Source organism: Streptomyces sp. NPDC044033 (assembly GCF_056434425.1).
The window spans coordinates 33,704-53,609 of the sequence record NZ_JBWKFF010000015.1 but is presented as its reverse complement, the minus strand read 5'-3'; the positions used below and the strand labels follow the sequence as shown (position 1 = coordinate 53,609).

13 protein-coding genes are annotated in these 19,906 nt (G+C 71.9%); 4 read left to right on the top strand and 9 right to left on the bottom strand.

Going from position 1 to position 19,906, the window contains the following annotated elements:
- Nucleotide 1: 1 nt before the first annotated feature.
- Both AC07AB_RS25005 and AC07AB_RS25000 read right to left on the bottom strand, forming a co-directional pair.
- On the bottom strand, nt 2-1,171 hold the full coding sequence (locus AC07AB_RS25005) for an acyl-CoA dehydrogenase family protein (RefSeq protein ID WP_478570709.1): 1,170 nt from the start codon (nt 1,169-1,171) through the stop codon (nt 2-4).
- Complete coding sequence (locus AC07AB_RS25000; RefSeq protein WP_478570706.1) at nt 1,171-2,373, bottom strand: amidohydrolase family protein; 1,203 nt, start codon at nt 2,371-2,373, stop codon at nt 1,171-1,173. Before AC07AB_RS25000 ends, AC07AB_RS25005 begins: the two co-directional genes overlap by 1 nt.
- Before the next feature lie 172 nt (nt 2,374-2,545).
- On the opposite strand from AC07AB_RS25000, the gene AC07AB_RS24995 reads away from it, so the two are divergent.
- Complete coding sequence (locus AC07AB_RS24995) at nt 2,546-4,165, top strand: AMP-binding protein (protein ID WP_478570703.1); 1,620 nt, start codon at nt 2,546-2,548, stop codon at nt 4,163-4,165.
- Here the strand turns inward: AC07AB_RS24995 and AC07AB_RS24990 are convergent.
- The 3 genes from AC07AB_RS24990 to AC07AB_RS24980 all read right to left on the bottom strand — a co-directional run bounded on the left by AC07AB_RS24990 (nt 4,147) and on the right by AC07AB_RS24980 (nt 11,493).
- Entirely contained in the window at nt 4,147-6,864 is a 2,718-nt protein-coding gene (locus tag AC07AB_RS24990) for a protein kinase (protein ID WP_478570700.1), read from the bottom strand. The genes AC07AB_RS24995 and AC07AB_RS24990 overlap by 19 nt on opposite strands.
- Before the next feature lie 240 nt (nt 6,865-7,104).
- The gene (locus AC07AB_RS24985) at nt 7,105-9,048 is read right to left on the bottom strand and encodes a serine/threonine-protein kinase (RefSeq protein ID WP_478570697.1); all 1,944 of its coding nucleotides are present in this window, start codon (nt 9,046-9,048) and stop codon (nt 7,105-7,107) included.
- Between the two features lie 738 nt (nt 9,049-9,786).
- On the bottom strand, nt 9,787-11,493 hold the full coding sequence (locus AC07AB_RS24980) for a glycerol-3-phosphate dehydrogenase/oxidase (RefSeq protein ID WP_478570694.1): 1,707 nt from the start codon (nt 11,491-11,493) through the stop codon (nt 9,787-9,789).
- Nucleotides 11,494-11,686: 193 nt separating this feature from the next.
- Between AC07AB_RS24980 and AC07AB_RS24975 the strand changes: the two genes are divergently transcribed.
- Nucleotides 11,687-12,949, top strand: a complete 1,263-nt coding sequence (locus tag AC07AB_RS24975) for a nucleotide sugar dehydrogenase (protein WP_478570691.1) — start codon at nt 11,687-11,689, stop codon at nt 12,947-12,949.
- Between the two features lie 165 nt (nt 12,950-13,114).
- Here the strand turns inward: AC07AB_RS24975 and AC07AB_RS24970 are convergent, their stop codons facing one another.
- Nucleotides 13,115-14,266, bottom strand: a complete 1,152-nt coding sequence (locus tag AC07AB_RS24970) for a rod shape-determining protein (protein ID WP_478570688.1) — start codon at nt 14,264-14,266, stop codon at nt 13,115-13,117.
- 88 nt (nt 14,267-14,354) lie between these two features.
- Here AC07AB_RS24970 and AC07AB_RS24965 point away from each other — a divergent pair, with 88 nt between their 5' ends.
- Nucleotides 14,355-14,846 carry a hypothetical protein gene (locus tag AC07AB_RS24965; protein WP_478570685.1) on the top strand — a complete coding sequence of 164 codons (492 nt, stop codon included), beginning with the start codon at nt 14,355-14,357 and terminating at the stop codon, nt 14,844-14,846.
- A gap of 148 nt (nt 14,847-14,994) precedes the next feature.
- On the top strand, nt 14,995-15,612 hold the full coding sequence (locus tag AC07AB_RS24960) for a hypothetical protein (RefSeq protein ID WP_478570682.1): 618 nt from the start codon (nt 14,995-14,997) through the stop codon (nt 15,610-15,612).
- 195 nt (nt 15,613-15,807) lie between these two features.
- Here AC07AB_RS24960 and AC07AB_RS24955 read toward each other — a convergent pair whose 3' ends face one another.
- The 3 genes from AC07AB_RS24955 to AC07AB_RS24945 form a co-directional block, all read right to left on the bottom strand.
- Nucleotides 15,808-16,935 (bottom strand): GuaB3 family IMP dehydrogenase-related protein, encoded by a 1,128-nt coding sequence (locus tag AC07AB_RS24955; protein ID WP_478570679.1) that lies wholly within the window; start codon nt 16,933-16,935, stop codon nt 15,808-15,810.
- 116 nt (nt 16,936-17,051) lie between these two features.
- Nucleotides 17,052-18,554 carry an IMP dehydrogenase gene (gene guaB, locus AC07AB_RS24950; RefSeq protein WP_478570676.1) on the bottom strand — a complete coding sequence of 501 codons (1,503 nt, stop codon included), beginning with the start codon at nt 18,552-18,554 and terminating at the stop codon, nt 17,052-17,054.
- A 360-nt stretch (nt 18,555-18,914) separates the two neighbouring features.
- Nucleotides 18,915-19,490 carry a sigma-70 family RNA polymerase sigma factor gene (locus AC07AB_RS24945; RefSeq protein WP_478570674.1) on the bottom strand — a complete coding sequence of 192 codons (576 nt, stop codon included), beginning with the start codon at nt 19,488-19,490 and terminating at the stop codon, nt 18,915-18,917.
- Nucleotides 19,491-19,906: the final 416 nt, after the last annotated feature.

Sequence of the window (19,906 nt, the reverse complement as noted above, 5' to 3'; positions counted from 1 at the left end):
ATCACCGCCCCTTCGGGAGGCCGAGGATGCGCTCGGCGACGATGTTCGCCTGGATCTGGGACGTGCCGGCCGCGATCGTGTACGACAGCGACGACAGCCGGTCCGCCACCCACTCGTGGTCCGCGTCCAACGCCCCCTCCCCCAGGACCTCCGCCGCCGCGTCGTACAGTTCCTGCCTCGCCTGCGAGTAGCGCAGCTTGAACACGGAGCCGCCCACCCCCGGCACCCCGCTGCCGCCGCCCCGCAGGGACCGCTGCGCCTCGCTGACGTTCCACTGGGTGAGCCGCCACAGCGCGCGGAACTCCGCGGACAGCCGGCCGAGCCGTCGGCGCAGCACCGCGTCGTCCCAGAGCCCGTTCGCTCGGGCCGTACGGGCCACCTCGCCCAGCACGCGCCGGCAGGCGACAACCTCGCCGACGAAGGCGGTGCCGCGCTCGAAGGAGAGAGTCACCATGGTCACGCGCCAGCCGTCGTTCTCCGCTCCGATCCGGTGGGAGATCGGCACTCGCACCTCGTCGAGGAACACCTCGGCGAACTCCGCGGACCCGGCCAGCGTCCGCAGCGGCCGGACGGTGACACCGGGCGCGTCCATCGGCATGGCGAGCCAGGAGATGCCCCGGTGCTTGGGGGCCGAGGTGTCCGTGCGGACCAGCAGTTCGCACCAGTCGGCGATCTCGGCGTGCGAGGTCCAGATCTTGCTGCCGCTGACGACGTAGGAGTCTCCGTCGCGGACCGCCCGTGTCCGCAGGGCCGCCAGGTCGGACCCGGCCTCCGGCTCGGAGAACCCCTGGCACCACACCTCGTCGCCGCGCAGGATCGGCGGCAGCCAGCGCGCCCGCTGTTCGGGCGTCCCCTCGGCCGCGATGGTGGGCCCCGCGTGCAGCGTCCCCACGAAGTTGGCCCCCACGTAGGGCGCGCCCGCCCGCTCCGCCTCCTCCAGGAAGATCAGGTGCTGGGTGGGCGTGGCCCCTTGGCCGCCGGCGTCCCGGGGCCAGTGCAGTCCGGCGTATCCGGCGTCGTACAGCGCCCGCTGCCATGCGCAGTCGTACGCCCGGCGGCCCGGCCAGTCGGTGGCCTCGGGCTTCGCCGGGAGCCCGGCCAACGCCGTGCCGAGCCAGTCGCGCAGCCGCCGCCGGAAGTCCTCCTCTTCCTCCGTGTAGGAAAGGTCCATCAGCGGCGGCGTCCCCGGTCGAGGTCCAAGTCGAGCATCCGGATGGCGTTGCCCCGCATGAGTTTGTAGACCGTCTCGTCGTCGAGGCCCTTCATGTGGTCGAGCGCGACCTCCTTGGTGTGCGGAAAGGTCGAATCCACATGCGGGTAGTCGGTCTCGAACGTCGCGTTGTCCCGGCCCACCACATCGAGTGACGCGACCCCGTGTTTATCGCGGAAGAAGCAGCAGAAGATCTGCCGGTAGTAGTAGGAAGAGGGCGGTTCGGGGATCAGGTCGCGCACCCCGCCCCACGCCCGGTGCTCCTCCCACACGTCGTCCGCGCGCTCCAGGGCGTAGGGGATCCATCCCATCTGCCCTTCGCTGTAGGCGAGTTTGAGCGTCGGGAACTTCACCAGTACGCCGCTGAAGAGGAAGTCCATCATCGACGCCATGGCGTTGTTGAAGGAGAGGGACGCCTGCACGGCGGGCGGCGCGTCCGGGGAGGCCGCGGGCATCTGCGAGGACGAGCCGATGTGCATGTTGACGACGGTTCCGGTCTCCTGGCAGACGGCGAAGAAGGGGTCCCAGTAGCCGGAGTGGATGCTCGGCAGCCCCAGATGGGTGGGGATCTCGCTGAAGGTCACGGCCTTCACGCCACGTGCCGCGTTCCGCTTGATCTCCGCTACGGCGAGGTCGATGTCCCACAGCGGGATGATGCAGAGCGGGATCAGCCGGCCCCCGCTGTCACCACACCACTCCTCCACCATCCAGTCGTTGTAGGCGCGTACGCAGGCGAGGGCCACTTCCTTGTCGTGCGCCTCGGCGAACGTCTGCCCGCAGAAGCGCGGGAAGGTCGGGAAGCAGAGGGAGGCTTCCACGTGGTTGAGGTCCATGTCCCGCAGCCGCTCGGCGGGGTCCCAGCAGCCGCGCCGCATCTCGGCCCGGGTGATGCCCTCCAGCGTCATGTCGTCGCGGTCGAAGCCGACGGCCGCGATATTGCGCTTGTACGGGAACTTGAGGTCCTCGTAGATCCACCAGTCGGTCGGGGGGCCGGCCGGGTCCATGGTGATGACGTACTTCCCGCCGGTGTACTCCAGCTCGCCGATACCCTCCGTCAGCGACTGGGGCCCGCGGTCCCGGTATCTGGCCGGCAGCCAGGTCTCGAAGAGGTGTGCGGGCTCGATCACGTGGTCGTCGACGCTGACGATGCGCGGTAGCTCCATGGTTTCCCCTCACACATGGCGATGATCACTGTGGCGCGGACTGCTCCCGCCAACTTTTCTGATGGGTCGTCAGATGTGCAGGCTAGCCCCGGCACCTCTGGACCGACAAGGCGCTGCGGCTTACGCTTCGCGGACATTCTGACGGGGCATCAGATAAGCGGAGGCTGCACCCATGCGCGAGCACACTGATCCCGGAAGCGGCACACGGCTCGCCCGCGAACTGGAGAGCTCCCGCACCCTGTGGGAGCTCCTGGACCGCCGCGCGGCACATACCCCCGAGGCGCTGGTCCTCATCGACGCCGCGCCCTCGGCCGACGACGACCGGAAGCTGACCTTCGGCGCCCTGCGCACCTGGGCCGAGCGCGTCGCCGCCGGCCTGTACGGCCTCGGTGTACGTCCTGGCAGCCGGGTCGCCTGGCAGTTGCCCACCCGCATCGAGACCGCCGTCCTCACCTTCGCCCTGGCCCGTATCGGGGCCGTGCAGACGCCGCTCATCCCCTTCTACCGCGACCGCGAGGTCGGCTTCGCGCTCCGGGCTGCCGAGGCCGAGTTCTTCGCCGTACCCGGCACCTGGCGCGGCTTCGACCACTCGGCGATGGCCCACCGCGTCGGACTCGAACTCACCACGCCCCCACGCGTCTTCGAGGCGTACGACACGCTCCCCGAGGGCGACCCGGCGGTCCTCCCCGAGCCCCCGTCGGACGGCACCTCGGTCCGCTGGATCTACTGGACCTCGGGCACCACCTCCGACCCCAAAGGGGTCCTGCACACCGACCGCAGCCTCATCGCCGCCGGCGGCTGCCTCGCCCGCGCTCTGCGCCTGAACGCCGAGGACATCGGCTCGATGGCCTTCCCGTACGCCCATGTCGCCGGGCCCGACTACACCGTGATGCTGCTGCTCCGCGGCTTCCCCGCCGTCATGCTGGAGCACTTCTCGATGCCCGGTTCACTCGACGCCTACCGCCGCCACGGCGTCACGGTCGCCGGAGGCTCCACCGCCTTCTACGCGATGTTCCTCGCGGAGCAGCGCAAGGACCCCGGACGCAGACTCCTCCCCGCCCTCCGGCTCATGGCGGGCGGCGGCGCCGCCAAGCCGCCCGAGCTCTACCACGAGGTGGTCCGCGAGATGGGCTGCCAACTCACCCACGGCTACGGCATGACCGAGGTCCCGATGATCACCATGGGGGCGCCCGACGACACGCCCCACAACCTCGCCACCACCGAGGGCCGGCCGCCCGAAGGCATGGAGATCCGCATCGTGGACGCCGACGGCAGCCCCCTGCCCGCCGGGCGGGACGGCGCCGTACGGCTACGCGGCGAAGCCGTCTGCCGCGGCTACCTGGACGCCGCGCAGACCGCCGAGGTCTTCGACCGCGACGGCTTCCTCATCACCGGCGACCTCGGCCACCTCACGCCCGACGGCCACCTCGTGCTCACCGGCCGCGAGAAGGACATCATCATCCGCAAGGGCGAGAACATCTCCGCCCAGGAGATAGAGCGGCTCCTCTACGAGCACCCGGACGTCGAGGACGTCGCCGTCATCGGCCTCCCCGACCGGGACCGCGGGGAGCGGGTCTGCGCCGTAGTCCAGCAGCCGCCCGGGGCGGCCCCGCTCACCCTCGGTGCCGTATCCGCGTGTCTGCGCGCCGCGGGGCTCTCCGTGCACAAGATCCCCGAACAGCTGGAGCTGGTCGGCGCGCTGCCGCGCAACGAGACGTTGCGCAAGGTCCTCAAGTACCGGCTGCGTGACCGGTTCTCCGAGCCCCTCCCCGGTCAGGGCTCCGCGCGGTAGGTCGCGATGGCCTGATCGAAGTACCGGTCCACAGCGCGCTGTTCGTCGGCCGGGCCGATCACCTGGAGCAGGTGGTAGCGGCCGTCGAGGATCATCGCCGCGTTGCGCACATACACCTGGCGGCCGCTGCTGTCGTTCCAGTTGAACGTGCCCTCCGCCATCGCCGTCCTGCCCACGTCGATACGGCGCAGCCCCGAGGCGCCCGACCAGGACGACGAGCGGTACGGGGCCAGCTCGGGCTCCCGGTCCTGCTGGTACGCCATCGGGTCGCCCCCGTACTCCGACACCTTGTCCCTGCCCGGGACCACGATCAGTTCGTAGTCCCCGCCGATGTAGACGACCTGACCGCGGTCGTTCTCACCGCGCCGCTGCCAGTTCTCGGCCACGGACACCGCGAACCCCTTCGGGTCCTGGCGCAGCGCGAAACCCTTGGCGACGCCGGCGGGCTCGGACGTCTGGGGCTCCTGCGCCCCCATGGAGGCCGCGGCGGAGGAGCGGGGCGCGCTCCTCGTACCCGTGCCGTCGGCCGCGGAACTCTGCGCGCCGGCCGCGCCCGTACGGTCCGTACGGGCCTGGCCCGCGTTCTTCCCCTCGCGCGGCATGAACAGCAGGGCGTAGGCGATGACCCCGGCCATCACCACGAGGATGAGGACCAGCAGCAGCCGCCCCAACCGACGGGGGGCGCGTCCTTGCCGCTCGTGCGCGGGCCCGACGGTCCGCTCCGGCCGCTCGGTGTGCTCCAACTTCAGCCGCTGCGGACGCGGGGGACGCGGCTGCTTGGTCACGGTGCGGTGCACCGTCTTATGGGCCTTCTTGTGCCGCCCGTGCGGGGCGGCCGCCGATGCGCCGGACCGCCGCCTGCGCACCAGTTCCCCGCGCCGGCGCTTGATGGGCAGCCGGTGCGGATCAGAGGGCGAACCCGGGCCGATCGACGGGACGGTGACGGTGCGGCTGCCGAGTTCCGGCTCCGGGGCGGACCGGATCAGCGAGCGCAGCCAGCCCCGCAGCTCCTCGAAGTCGGGCCGCTCGGTCGGGTCCTTGCGCATCAGCGACTCGACGACGGGGCGCAGCGCCCCGCACTCCTCCGCGTAGGCGGGCGACTCGGCGCATACGAGCTGCACCAGTTCGGCGGCGGTCTCCTCGGGGTAGGGCGCGTGTCCCTGCACCGCCCGGAACAGCAGGGCGCCCAGCGCCCACAGGTCTGCGGCCGGGCCCACCGGCGGTGCGAGCCGCCAGTTCTCGTGCACCGGTCCGGCCTGCTCGGGCGCCCACCGCTCGGTGACGGGGCCGACGACCACCATCCGCGCCTGCCGAGCCCGTTCGGCCGCCAGGGCGGTCTGCGGGCCCCGCCCCTGGCGCCCGTTCTCGCCGTGGCCCCATGGCTCCGTGAAGCCCGTGTGCGCGCGGCCGTCACCACCCGGAACGGCGGGCTCGCCCGTCCCGCCGTCCTCAGCGGCCCCTTCGGGCCCAGCGGTCCCTTCGGCCATAGGCGCGCCCAAGGACGTCTGTGGCGCGGCTCCTTCGTCCGAGTGCCCCGCGGGCCCCGGGAGCGCACTCTGCGATCCGGTCTTCATGAGGGCGTCCGCGCTCCAGGCGGCGCTGTCCGGCGCGGGCCCCGTGGGCGCGGTGCCGCTGGCGGCGCTGCCGCCGCCCCATGCCGCGGGGGCCCCCGGGGCGTGGGAGGAGTCGTCCGGCGCCGGGGTGTCGGCGTTCGCCCGCGCGGTGGCGGCCCGCGTCCCGGCCCGGTACGCGGCTATCGCTCCGGCCCGCACCGCTCGCGGATCCGGCCCGGCCACCCCTTCCCGCTGGGTATCCGGCGCCTCGGCCTGGGGCAGGAAGCCGCCTGCCGCGCCCTGGTCGCGGTAGGCGGGACCGGTGAAGGCCGGGGGCGGGGATCCGTTGTGAGCGGGCACGGAAGGCTGTTGGCCTGAGCCGCCATCGGCCGCGCGGGCCGTGGCTATCGCGGCCCGGCCGCCGACCGGCGGCCCCGCGGGCCGCCCCGCCGCCGCGACGCCAGGGGCGCCGGGCGGTCCGGCTCCCCCTTCCACCGAACCCGCGGGCACGGCGGGCCGCAGGGCGGTGCTGCCGCCCTTCAGGGCCACGGCCGGCACCGGGTCGTAGCCGCAGAGCGCCTCTTCCGCCGCCCCCGCCGCGAGCCCGGTGAGGACCGCCCGGCCGTCGTCGCAGACGAGGACCGTACGGGCGGTGATGTTGCGGTGGGTCCAGCCGTGCGCGTGCAGCGCGCTCAGGGCGGTCAGGACATCGGCGGCGATCTCGGCGGCGCGGTGAGGGGTCAGCGTGCGTTCGGCGAGGAGCGCGGCCAGCGGCCGGGCGGGGATGAGCTCGCTGACGATCCACAGGCTGCCGGCCTCGGCGAAGACGTGGAAGACCTGGTCGAGCCGGGGGTGATCGGGTATCTGGGCCGCGGCGCCGGCGGCTTCGAGGGCGCGGCGCACCGCCGGATCGCCGGTCCCCTGGGTCGTACGCCCGCCGTGCCGGCCCGCGTTCCGCCCGCCGTGTCCGCCCTCCTCGCCGACGACCTCCGCGTCGACGACCTCGGGCAGCGGGATCTGCCGGAGGAGGACCTCCTGCCCGCTGTAGGCGTCGAAGGCGCGCGTCTCGACGAGTTCGAACTCGTCGGAAGGCGGCAGCGGAAGGCGATAGCGGTCGGCAAGGACCCGACCCGCGTAGTCGTCCACGACGCCTCCCCAAGCGCGAGATTCACCATCTCGCGCCAGCTATCGCCCGAAACCTCGACAGACCCCGTCAGCAACCGCCAAGTACGGTCATTTCACTGCTCTTTGTGGCTGCGTACGGTCCACGGGCTCTCACGATACGTGCCCAGCCCCCGCCTTGGGACCGTACGGCTCAGTACGTCGCTTCGTACGCGCTCCGTGAGCCATTTCGGCCAGGGCCCGGCCAGGGCCCGGTGTCGCCGCTCAGCCCTCGGGTTTGAAGGAGGCGAAGGCGGCCTCCCGCAGCTCCCTGCACTGGGCGTCCTTCCACTTGTCCTTCTCGCAGGTGATCATGATGGCGTAGCCATGGCCGCCGTCGACCTTGAAGCCGCGGTTGACGACCTGGACCCGCTTGCCGCTCTGGTCGCGCTCGAAGGTCCAGTCCGCGACGGTCGGGTAGTCGTGCCCGGCCCACTTGTCGACGGTGTCGACGCCGAGGCCCTGGTAGCCCTTCATGCCGCCGTTCTTCGCGCTGCCCTCCGCCGCCCGCCACGACTTGGCCGCGTCCGACTGCGGCTGCGAACCGAAGTCGACCTGGAGCCGCGGGAAACCGCCCGCCGCGCTGTATATGGCGCCGGAGTGATCACCCGCGGTGGCCGTCTGCTTCCAGCCCTTGGGCATCGCGATACTGAAGTGGTACTCACCGTTCTTGACCGGTTCGTACCCCTCGGGCAGGCCGTCCGTGCCCGCCGGCTTCTTGGCCGCCCCGTCCGTCGAGGCCGACCCCGTCGGCCGCTCGGTGCCCTTCTCGTCCTTCTCGCCCTTCTCGTCCTTCCCGCCGCCGGCCGCTGCCGGGGCCGATCCGGAGGAGGTCGCCTTGTCGTCCTTGGAGCCGGAAGAGCCCTTGTCCGACTTGTCGGCGTCGTCGCCACTGAGGGCGAAGGCGAGCACCGTGCCCAGTACGGCGAGCACCACGACCACGGCCACCACCAGGAGCGTCCGCTTGGGCACCACGTCCGTGATCGACGCGCGCGGCGGAGTTCCCGGGCGCGCGCCCGGCCCCCGAGCGCCGCCGCCGGACCCGGAAGCCGAACCATTCCGACCGGCGGCCCCGGACTCCTTGGACTTGGACGCTTTCGCCGCGGTCGCGGACGCCGCCGCGTTCCGTACGGACTTCAGCGCGCCGCGCATGCGGTCCGCCGCCACATCCGCGGCCCGTGGCCCGGCCGGGGGGGATGCCGCCCCCGAGCCGGTCTTCTCCAGCGACAGCGGCGGTGAGGAGGGGGCGGGCGGCGCCGGGGCCGGAGGCAGCGCCATCGCGCGCGTCGGCTCGACGACCGGCGGCTCGGGAGCCTTGCGGTCCTCCTCGGGCGCGTTGACCGCGTCGGTGAGCAACGCCCGCGCGCCCGCCTCGTTCAGCCGCTTCTCGGGGTCCTTGGCGAGCAGGCCGTAGAGGACCTCCTCCAGCGCCCCCGCGTGCTTCGGCGGCTCCATCGGCTCGGTCATCACGGCGGTGAGTGTCGCTATGGCCGAACCCTTGTCGTACGGCGGGACGCCCTCCACCGCGGCGTACAGCAGGCCGCCCAGCGACCACAGGTCGGCCGGCGGGCCCGGCTTGTGGCCGCGTGCCCGCTCCGGCGAGATGTACGAGGGGGCGCCGACCAGCATGCCGGTGGAGGTGACCGACGGGTCGCCCTCGACCTGTGCGATGCCGAAGTCGGTGAGCACGACCCGGCCGTCGTCGGCGATCAGGACGTTCGACGGCTTCACGTCGCGGTGCAGGATGCCCTCACGGTGCGCGGCGCGCAGCACGTCGAGGATGGCGAGACCGGCCTCGGCCGCCTGTCTCCACGGAAGGGGCCCGTCCTCCCGGATCGCGTCGGCGAGCGAGCGACCCTCGATCAGCTCCATGACGATCCACGGCCGGTCGTCCTCGTCGACGACGTCGTAGACCGTGACCGCGCCGTTGCTGCGGATGCGGGCGATCGCCTTCGCCTCGCGCAGCGTACGGGTGATCAGGCGGCGCTTCTCGTCCTCGTCGACGCTCGACGGGAAGCGCAGTTCCTTGACCGCGACCGTACGGCCCAAGGTCTCGTCGCGCGCACGCCACACCGTACCCATGCCGCCCCGACCCAGCACCTCGCCGAGCCGGTACCGACCAGCCAGGAGGCGCCCTGTCGTGCCCTGCGTCTCTTCCGCCTCCGACATGCGTCCCCTCTGGCAATCAGCTCTGCGATCAACCCACCCTGGCAGAGCGTCCATTGTCTCTCATCCGCGGACCAGGGGAAGGCCAGGGTCCGAGTGCCGACTTGATGAGCGCATGCCGAGCCACTCCGGCCTCTCCCGCCTCATCGTCATCATGGCCGAGCCGGCAGCCGCGTTGACGGTGTGCGGCGGTTCCATACCGCGGTTCCATGCCGCGCCTCCCTGTCCAAGAGCCGGTGGCCGGCGGTTCGGTTCCGGAGACCGCCGAGCTGTCACAAAACGCTCATGGGGTCCGTTTCGCGACGGTCGGCACGGCGCACGTACGGACGGACCGCCGCGGCGCGCGGACAACCGTCTCCGCGCGGGCGGCGTCACCAAGACGGCGGTCGTCCCGCAACTCGCCGCCCAGCGGCGGCCGAGCCTCGACGGCCGGATCGCGAAGTCCCTCCGCCGGTTCTCCGGCGCGGGCTTCACCGCGCACCGCCGCGACAGCCGCTCCGCCTCGCACGGCGGTACGGGATGGGCCCGTCCCGTACCGCCCGTGCGAGGCGGAGCGGCGAGATCGACGGTTCGTACGTGCCGGCGGTCGCCGGCCCGCACGGCCGGCGACCGCTCAGCTCTCGGATCAACAGAGGCGCGGGGATCGCTCCGGCGACCCAAAGGCCCCTTCTGGGTGCGGAGTTCTGCCGGAATTCACCCCATTAGGGCTCAGTCGTCTCGGCAGGGCCGGGCGTTCGGCGTTCACCGGGGCTGGATGTCCGGGGCCCCGAGCCGTGCCGCGTCCGCCGTCAGGTCGTCCGGCTGCCGCTGCGACTCCCGCTCCGCCTCCACCCGCTTCTCGTAGTGCTCGACCTCCCGCTCGATCTGCCCCTTGTCCCAGCCCAGCACCGGCGCCATCAGCTCGGCGGCCTCGCGCGCGCTGCGCGTGCCCCGGTCGAAGGTCTCGATCGAGACGCGCGTACGGCGCGTGAGGACGTCGTCGAGGTGGCGCGCGCCCTCGTGCGAGGCGGCGTAGACGACCTCGGCGCGCAGATAGTCCTCAGCGGCGGCCAATGGTTCACCGAGCGTGGGGTCGGCGGTGATCAGTGCCAGCACCTCGTCGACCATGGAGCCGTACCGGTTGAGCAGGTGCTCCACGCGCGCCACGTGCAGCCCGGTGCGCTGGGCGATGTGCGCCCGGGCGTTCCACAGCGCCTTGTAGCCCTCCGCGCCCATCAGCGGCACGTCCTCGGTGACGCAGTCGGCGACCTTCTGGTCGAGGCCGTGCACCACCTCGTCCACCGCGTCCTTGGCCATCACCCGGTATGTCGTGTACTTGCCGCCCGCGACGACCACCAGGCCCGGCACCGGGTGCGCGACGGTGTGCTCACGGGACAGCTTGCTGGTGGCGTCCGACTCGCCGGCCAGCAGCGGGCGCAGCCCCGCGTAGACGCCCTGCACGTCGTCCCTGGTGAGCGGGGTGGAGAGCACCGAGTTGACGTGTTCCAGCAGGTAGTCGATGTCGGCGCTGGACGCGGCGGGGTGCGCCTTGTCCAGGTCCCAGTCGGTATCGGTGGTGCCGACGATCCAGTGCCGCCCCCAGGGGATGACGAACAGCACGCTCTTCTCGGTGCGCAGGATGAGCCCGGTGGTGGAGTGGATGCGGTCCTTGGGCACCACCAGATGGATGCCCTTGGAGGCCCGTACGTGGAACTGGCCGCGCTCGGCGATCAGGCCCTGGGTGTCGTCCGTCCACACGCCGGTGGCGTTGACCACCTGGCGGGCGCGGATCTCGAATTCGCCGCCCTGCTCCAGGTCGTGCACCCGGGCGCCGACGACCCGCTCGCCCTCGCGCAGGAAGCCCACCACGCGCGCGCGGTTGGCCACGTCCGCGCCGTAGGCGGCGGCGGTGCGCACGATCGTCGCGACGTAGCGCGCGTCGTCCATCTGGGCGTCGTAGTACTGGAGGGCGCCCACCAGGGCGTCCTTCTTGAGGCAGGGCGCGACGCTCAGTGCGTGCTTGCGGGTGAGGTGGCGGTGGGTGGGCAGGCCGCGGCCATGGCCGGAGGAGATGGACATGGCGTCGTAGAGGGCGACGCCCGAGCCGGCGTAGAACCGCTCCCAGCCCTTGTGCTGAAGGGGGTAGAGGAAGGGCACCGGGCGCACCAGGTGCGGGGCGATCCGCTCCAGCAGCAGCCCGCGCTCCTTGAGCGCCTCCCGTACGAGCGCGAAGTCGAGCATCTCCAGATAGCGCAGCCCCCCGTGGATGAGCTTGCTGGAGCGGCTGGAGGTGCCCGCCGCCCAGTCCCGGGCCTCTACGAGGCCGGTCGCCAGTCCGCGGGTGGCCGCGTCCAGGGCGGTGCCCGCGCCGACGACGCCGCCGCCGACGACCAGCACGTCCAGTTCGCGCTCCGCCATCCGGGCGAGCGCCTCTCCGCGCTCGGCCGGGCCGAGTGTCGCTGTCCTCACCAATGCCTCCCGTGTGATCGGGCTCGCGCTCCCCGTCCGACGATTCTGTCCGCGTCGGGGGCGCGCGACCAGGCTTCACCCGGCTTGGCAACACCGGGTCAATGCCACCGTCCAATACTGAATATGAGTCATATTTCCGCTTAGTCTGAATTCACGCCATCCGGAATCGCCTCGGGAAGGACGGCACGACGCCATGCCCGCAGATCTCGCCGTCATCGGCCTCGGCCATCTCGGCCTCCCTCTCGCCCAGGCCGCTACCGCCGCCGGAGTGAACACCGTCGGCTACGACCCCGACCCGCGCGTCGTCGCGGACCTACGAGCCGGCCGGCCACCCGTGGACGGCTCCCTCACCGCCCCCGAGATCCGCCGGATGCTCTCCGGACGCTTCCGCATCACCGCCGAGGACGGCGAGCTGGGCCGGGTCCATACGGCCGTGATCTGCGCGCCCACGCCGCTGGGCGAAGACCGGTCACTGGACCTGCGTGCGATCGGCGACGCCGCGCACACCCTGGCGGCCCGGCTGCGACCGCACACCACTGTTCTCCTGGAGTCCAGCGCCTACCCGGGGACCACGGAGGAATTCCTGCGCCCCATCCTGGAGAACGGCTCCGGGCTGCGCGCCGGGCGCGACTTCCACCTCGCCTACTCCCCCAGCCGCCTCGACCCCGGCAACCGCGCGTACGCCTACGGCAACATGCCCAAGGTCATCGGCGGCCTCACCCCCGCCTGCACCGAGGCCGCCGCCGCCTTCTACGGGCGGCTCTGCGAAAAGGTCGTACGGGCCCGCGGGCCCCGCGAGGCCGAGACCGTCAAGGTCCTGGAGTCCAACTACCGGCACGTCAACATCGCGCTCGCCAACGAGATGGCCGTCTTCTGCAACGACATCGGCGTCGACCTGTGGGACGTCGTACGGTGCGCCGAGACCAAGCCCTTCGGCTTCCAGGCGTTCCGCCCCGGCCCCGGCGTCGGCGGCCACGGCGTCCCCATCGACCCCAATTACCTCTCCTACCAGGGCCGCAGCCTCGGCTACCCGCTGCGCATGGTCGAACTGGCCCAGGAGGTCAACGGGCGGATGCCGCGCTACATCATCCAGCGCTGCGCCACCCTCCTCAACGAACACGGCAAGTCCGCGCGCGGCGCGCGCGTGCTGCTGCTCGGCGTCAGCTACAAGGCCGACATCGCCGACCAGGAGGGCTCACCCGCACGGGAGATCGCCTCCCGGCTCATGGAGCTGGGGGCACAGGTGAGCTACCACGACCCGCATGTGCCGCAGTGGCGCGTGCTGGGCCGGCCCGTACCGCGCGCCGACTCCCTGTACGAGGCGGCGGCCGACGCCGACCTCACGGTGCTGCTCCAGCAGCACCGCACGTACGACCTCCAGGGGCTGGCCGTGAAGGCCCAGCTCCTGCTGGACACCCGCGGAGCGAGCCCCGCGGGCGCGGCGCACCGTCTCTAGCGCCACCTCTGGCGCCGCCCCTAGCAGCGTCTCCGGCGCCGTCTCCAGCGCCACCTCTGGTGCTGCCTCCAGAGCGGAGCCCCCGGAAGCGCCGCCTCCAGGGCCGCGGGGTCGTCGCCGGGGACCGTTCAGCGGCCCGCTCCCTCCGTTCGGCCGCCCGCCCGTTCAGCGGCCCGTGGCCAGCAGGCGCTGCGGCTGCGCGTCCAGCACCGTCTTGAGCGACGCGAAGTCCTCGACGCACCGGCCGGTGCCCACGGCCACGCAGTCCAGCGGTTCGTCGGCCACCAGCACCGGGATGTCCAGCTCCTTGCTGAGCCGCACGTCCAGGCCGCGCAGCAGCGCCCCGCCGCCCGTCAGTACGATGCCGCGGTCCATGATGTCGCCGGCCAGCTCCGGCGGGGTCTCGTCCAGCGTCTGCCGGACGGCCGCGACGATGGTGTCCACGGGTTCGGTCAGCGCGTGCCGCACCTCGTCCGCCGTCAGTTCCAGGGTCTTGGGCAGGCCGCTGACCTGGTCGCGCCCGCGGATGGTGCAGCGGTCCGGCGGCAGCAGGCCCTGAGTGTCCTCGGGGTCGCCGTTGTCGTCGGAGAGGCCGTCGTTCTTCTCCAGCTGCTCGGCGAGAGCGCTGAGACCCGCCGCAGTCCAGTAGCCGGTGGCCGTGGCGGAGCCGATGCTCATCTTGAGCGACTCCGCGGTCCGCTCGCCGATCGCGAGGGAGTACTCCTTCTTCACGTACGAGATGATCGCGGCATCCATCGCGTCGCCCGCGGTCCGCACCGAACGGGCCGTCACGATGCCGCCCAGCGAGATCACCGCGACCTCGGTGGTGCCGCCGCCGATGTCGACGACCATGCAGCCGGTCGGCTCGCTCACCGGCAGCCCCGCGCCGATCGCCGCGGCCATCGGCTCCTCGACCAGGTGCACCTGGCGGGCCCCGGCGCGGTTCGCCGCCTCGATGACCGCGCGCCGCTCCACGCCCGTGATGCCCGACGGCACACAGACCACGACCCTCGGTCGCCCCCAGCGGCGGTTGCCCTGGACCCGCTTGATGAAGTGCCGGAGCATCCGCTCGGCTATCTCGAAGTCGGCTATGACACCGTCGCGCAGGGGGCGGACGGCCACGATGTTCGAGGGCGTACGACCGATGGTCTCCCTCGCCTCGAAACCGACCGACAACACCCCGCCGTCGGCGGCGTTCACCGCGACCACTGATGGCTCGTTGAGCACCACTCCCTTTCCCCGCACGTACACCAGCGTGTTCGCGGTGCCGAGGTCGATGCCCATGTCCCGTCCGTTGAACGACTTGCTTTGCGCCATAAGTTGCCATTATTCCCTATGCCCGAATCTTTATCCGGCGCACACATCGGACGCCCGCTGACATTGGCCGCTGCTAGCGTGCGAAATCATGAGCGTGCCCGCACCGCGAACCGAGACCGCTCCGCCTCCGTCCGACCGCCCCGCGGCCGGGGGCCGACCCGCGCGGGGCCTCGCCGCGGGCGCCGCCGCCGCGCTTCTCGGCGCCGTCGCCTTCGGCTGGGTCCAGGGGCTGGCCGGCCCCGGCAGCCATGAACTCGGCTACTGGGCGCTCGCGATCGGCCTGCTCGTCGGCGCGGCCCTCGGCAAGGCCGGCGGCCGCGCGCCGGCGCTCGCGCCGCTCGGACCCCCGCTGGCCCTGCTCGGCGTCCTCCTCGCCCAACTCCTCGCCGCCGCCACGCAGATGAGCGAGGCGGCGAGCGACGCCCTGAGCCACCCGCCGAGTGTCCTCACCACCCTGCTGCACCACTTCGACACCGTCGTGGACTACTGGCGCCACGAGATGCTCGGCAGGAACGACATCGGCTTCTACACCGTGGCCGCGGCCGAGGGATACCTGGTCGCCAAGCGCGTAGCGGAGTAGCGGCGGCGTCCCGACCGTGTCACAGAGCGGGAAACACGTTACTGCCCTGTCAGTCCTAACTGTTAGCTTATGGCCCGACTTTCATACTGCGCTCCAGCCACTTCCGGCTCAGGAGCGCGGTTCCGCACCTTCACCTCGGGGGACCACCGTGAGCCAGCCCTGGCAGCAGCCACAGCCACCGCAGCAGCCGAACCCGTACGGCCAGCCGCCCCAGCAGCCGGCCGGATACGGCGACCCGCAGCAGCAGCCCGGCGGCTACCAGCCCCCGGCGCCCGGCGGCTACCAGCAGCAGCCCTACCCGCCCCAGCAGGGCCAGTACGGCGCTCCGGGCGGCTTCCCGCCTCCGCCCCCGGCCGGCCGCAGGGGCACCCCGGGCCTCGCGGTGGTCGTCGGCATCGTCGCCATGCTCGTCGGTTCCGCGATCTATGGCGCGATACTCAAGGCCACCGACGGCGCCCAGATCGGCTACCTCGCGGTCGGCACCGGTGCGCTCATCGGCGCCGCCCTCGGCAAGCTCGGCGGCCGCAACGCCGCCCTGCCCGTCGTCAGCGCGATACTCGGCCTGATCGGCGTCTACCTCGGCCAGATCTTCGGCTTCGCGCTGGCCCTCGCCGGCGCCGCGGACATCTCGGTCTTCGAGGCGCTCCTCGACCACTTCGACCTCATCAGCAAGGCGTGGAAGGAGTACCTGGAGATCATCGACGTGGCCTTCTACCTCCTCGGCGCGGCCGGCGCCTACAGCACGACCAAGAAGCTCGCCGGCTGACACCGCCGGGCCGCACCGAGCCGTTCGGAGCCGAGCCGCGATCCGCGCGCTCCCGTGCCAAGACGGCCGTACGAGAACGCGCCCGCGCCAAGGTGCCCGTACAAGAACACGCCCGTACGAACGGCAAAGGGCCCGGACACCCGCCACAGCGACAGCGGGTGATCCGGGCCCTCGGCGGCTACGGCCGACGCGGCGTCAGCGGTTGTCGTGCTGGGACGGGGCCACCGTCACCTCGACGCGCTGGAACTCCTTGAGCTCCGAGTAGCCCGTCGTGGCCATCGCCCGGCGCAGCGCGCCGAAGAAGTTCATCGAACCGTCCGGGATGTGCGACGGGCCGAGCAGCACCTCCTCGGTGGTGCCGACCGCGCCCAGGTCCATCCGCTTGCCGCGCGGCACATCCTCGTGGACGGCCTCCATGCCCCAGTGGTGGCCGCGGCCCGGGGCGTCCGTGGCGCGGGCCAGCGGGGAGCCCATCATCACGGCGTCGGCGCCGCAGGCGATGGCCTTGGGCAGGTCGCCGGACCAGCCCACGCCGCCGTCCGCGATCACGTGCACGTACCGGCCGCCGGACTCGTCCATGTAGTCGCGTCGGGCGGCGGCCACGTCGGCGACCGCGGTGGCCATCGGCACCTGGATGCCCAGCACGTTGCGGGTGGTGTGCGCCGCGCCGCCGCCGAAGCCGACGAGGACGCCCGCCGCGCCCGTGCGCATCAGGTGCAGGGCCGCGGTGTAGGTCGCGCAGCCGCCGACGATGACGGGCACGTCCAGCTCGTAGATGAACTGCTTGAGGTTGAGCGGCTCGGCCGCGCCCGAGACGTGCTCGGCGGAGACCGTGGTGCCGCGGATCACGAAGATGTCCACGCCCGCGTCGACCACGGCCTTGGAGAACTGCGCGGTGCGCTGCGGCGAGAGCGCGGCGGCGGTCACCACGCCGGAGTCACGCACCTCCTTGATGCGCTGCCCGATCAGCTCTTCCTTGATCGGGGCGGCGTAGATCTCCTGGAGGCGCCTGGTCGCGGCGGTCTCGTCCAGCTCGGCGATCTCGGCGAGCAGCGGCTCCGGGTCCTCGTAGCGGGTCCACAGACCCTCCAGGTTGAGGACGCCCAGCCCGCCCAGCTCGCCGATGCGGATCGCGGTCCGGGGCGAGACCACCGAGTCCATCGGCGCCGCGAGGAAGGGCAGCTCGAACCGGTAGGCATCGATCTGCCAGGCGATCGAGACCTCCTTCGGGTCGCGGGTGCGCCGACTCGGGACGACGGCGATGTCGTCGAATGCGTACGCCCGGCGGCCGCGCTTGCCGCGCCCGATCTCGATCTCAGTCACGTGTGTGGCCTCTCAAATTCTTCGGCGCTCCGTCTGCCGATTCCAGTATCCCCGACATGGCTGAGCCCGCGGCCGGTAGTCCGGGCCGCGGGCTCTGACCGGGCTTTCGCCGTGTGTCAGCGGCGCGAGTAGTTCGGCGCCTCGGTCGTCAGCTGAACGTCGTGCGGGTGGCTCTCCTTGAGCCCCGCCGACGTGATGCGCACGAAGCGGCCCTTCTCCTTCAGCTCCGGGACGTCGGCGGAGCCGACATAGCCCATGGAGGCCCGCAGGCCGCCGATGAGCTGGTGCGCGACCGAGGAGAGCGGACCGCGGTAGGGCACCTGGCCCTCGATGCCCTCGGGCACCAGCTTGTCCTCGGAGAGCACGTTGTCCTGGAAGTAGCGGTCCTTGGAGTAGGAGCGGGCCTGGCCGCGGGTCTGCATCGCGCCCAGCGAGCCCATGCCCCGGTAGGACTTGAACTGCTTGCCGTTGATGAAGACCATCTCGCCCGGCGACTCCTCGCAGCCCGCCAGCAGCGAGCCGAGCATCACGGTGTCCGCACCGGCCGCGATGGCCTTGGCGATGTCGCCCGAGAACTGGAGGCCGCCGTCGCCGATCAGCGGCACGCCCGCCGCGTGGCACGCCTGAGCGGCCTCGTAGATGGCCGTGACCTGCGGTACGCCGATGCCCGCGACGACCCGCGTCGTACAGATCGAGCCGGGGCCCACGCCGACCTTCACGCCGTCCGCGCCCGCGTCGATGAGCGCCTGCGCGGCGTCGCGGGTGGCGATGTTGCCGCCGACGACGTCGACGGCGATCTGGGACTTGACCTTGGCGATCATGTCGAGGATGCCGCGGCTGTGGCCGTGCGCGCTGTCGACGACCAGGAAGTCGACCCCGGCCTCGACGAGCGCCTGCGCGCGCTCGAACGCCTCGTCGCCGACGCCCACCGCGGCGCCGACGACGAGCCGGCCCTCGGCGTCCTTGGCGGCCATCGGGTACTTCTCGGCCTTGACGAAGTCCTTGACGGTGATCAGGCCCTTGAGGATGCCCGCCCCGTCGACCAGCGGCAGCTTCTCGATCTTGTGACGGCGCAGCAGCTCGATGGCGTCCTCGCCGGAGATCCCGACCTTGCCGGTGACCAGCGGCATCGGCGTCATGACCTCGCGCACCTGACGGCCGCGGTCCAGCTCGAAGGCCATGTCGCGGTTGGTGACGATGCCCAGCAGCTTGCCCGCGGGGTCCGTGACCGGCACGCCGCTGATGCGGAACTTCGCGCACAGCGCGTCGGCGTCGGCCAGCGTCGCGTCGGGGTGCACCGTGATCGGGTCGGTGACCATGCCCGACTCGGAGCGCTTGACGAGGTCGACCTGGTTGGCCTGGTCCTCGATGGAGAGGTTGCGGTGCAGGACGCCGGCGCCGCCCTGGCGGGCCATGGCGATGGCCATCCGCGCCTCGGTGACCTTGTCCATCGCGGCGGACAGCAGCGGGATGTTCACGCGTACGTTGCGCGAGACCCGGGACGAGGTGTCGACCGCGTTCGGCAGCACCTCGGAGGCGCCCGGCAGCAGCAGCACGTCGTCGTACGTCAGCCCGAGCATCGCGAATTTCGCAGGCATTCCGTCGACGTTGTCAGTCATGACACCTTCCCAATGGTCTTGCCTCGGTGCGGATGTCCATGCTAACGGGAGCCACAGGTGTCTCATTCCACGACGAATGAGGGACGCATCACTTGTGCGTTCATACGGCGTGCGCGCGGCATTCGTACCGCCGCGGAAGCCGCCGACCGGCGCCCGCACGACGCCCGCACGACGCCCGCACGATGACCGTACGGGCAGCCGCGGCCTTGCGCGTACGGGCATCCGCTCCCGTACGCGCGGCACGCGTCCCGCCGTCCGTACGCGCGGCACGCGTACTGCCGTCCGTACCCGCCGCGCGCGTCCTGCGGCCCGTACCCGCCGCACACATACCGCGGTCCGTACGGGTCGGCCCACCGCGGCCTACTGCTCGGCCAGCGCGCGGAGCCGGCTCAGCGCGCGGTGCTGCGCGACCCGTACGGCCCCCGGCGACATCCCCAGCATCTGCCCGGTCTCCTCGGCCGTCATCCCGATGGCCACCCGCAGCAGCACCAGCTCACGCTGGTGCTCCGGCAGGTTGGCGAGAAGTTTCTTGGCCCACTCGGCATCGCTGCTGAGCAGCGCCCGTTCCTCCGGACCGAGCGAGTCGTCCGGCTGCTCCGGCATCTCGTCCGAGGGCACGGCCGTGCTGCCGGGGCGGCGCATCGCGGCCCGCTGGAGATCGGCGACCTTGTGGGCGGCGATCGCGACGACGAACGCCTCGAAGGGCCGGCCGGTGTCGCGGTAGCGCGGCAGCGCGCACAGCACGGCCAGGCAGACCTCTTGCGCCAGGTCGTCCACGAAGTGGCGGGCATCACCGGGCAGCCGGGAGAGCCGGGTGCGGCAGTAGCGCAGGGCAAGGGGGTGCACCAGGGCGAGCAGATCGTGGGTGGCCCGCCGGTCCCCCCCGGCGGCGCGTGTGACGAGGGCGCCGATCGCCGTGTTCTCGTCGTCGCGCATCGGTCCATGGTGCCTTGACGCCCAGCGATCCATGGCACCGCCTTCGTAGTTGTGCATCGAACCGTTACGCGTCGATGTCCTCGCACTCACGTCTCGCGCCTCCCCATCCGGGTATATCCGCCCCCGCGGCCACGCCTCCACCGATGGCTTGCCCCGGTGCTGTGCGGCACCGGTCCGAGCCTGTCCGTCATGAGATCGCTGCCGGCCGAGTGAGGAACCTCGGCCTCCGCCGGGGAGGAGTCACACACCCAAGGATGCGGCATCCCTCGGGCTTTCGGCGTCGGACGCCGACGCAGTGAGGGGGGGGGGGGGGGGGGGGGGGGAGGGGGGGAGGGGGGGGGGGAGGAAGAAAAAAAAACAAAAAGAAGAAAAATAAATAGGGAAAACCACAAAAAAAAAAAAAAAAAAGAAGGAAA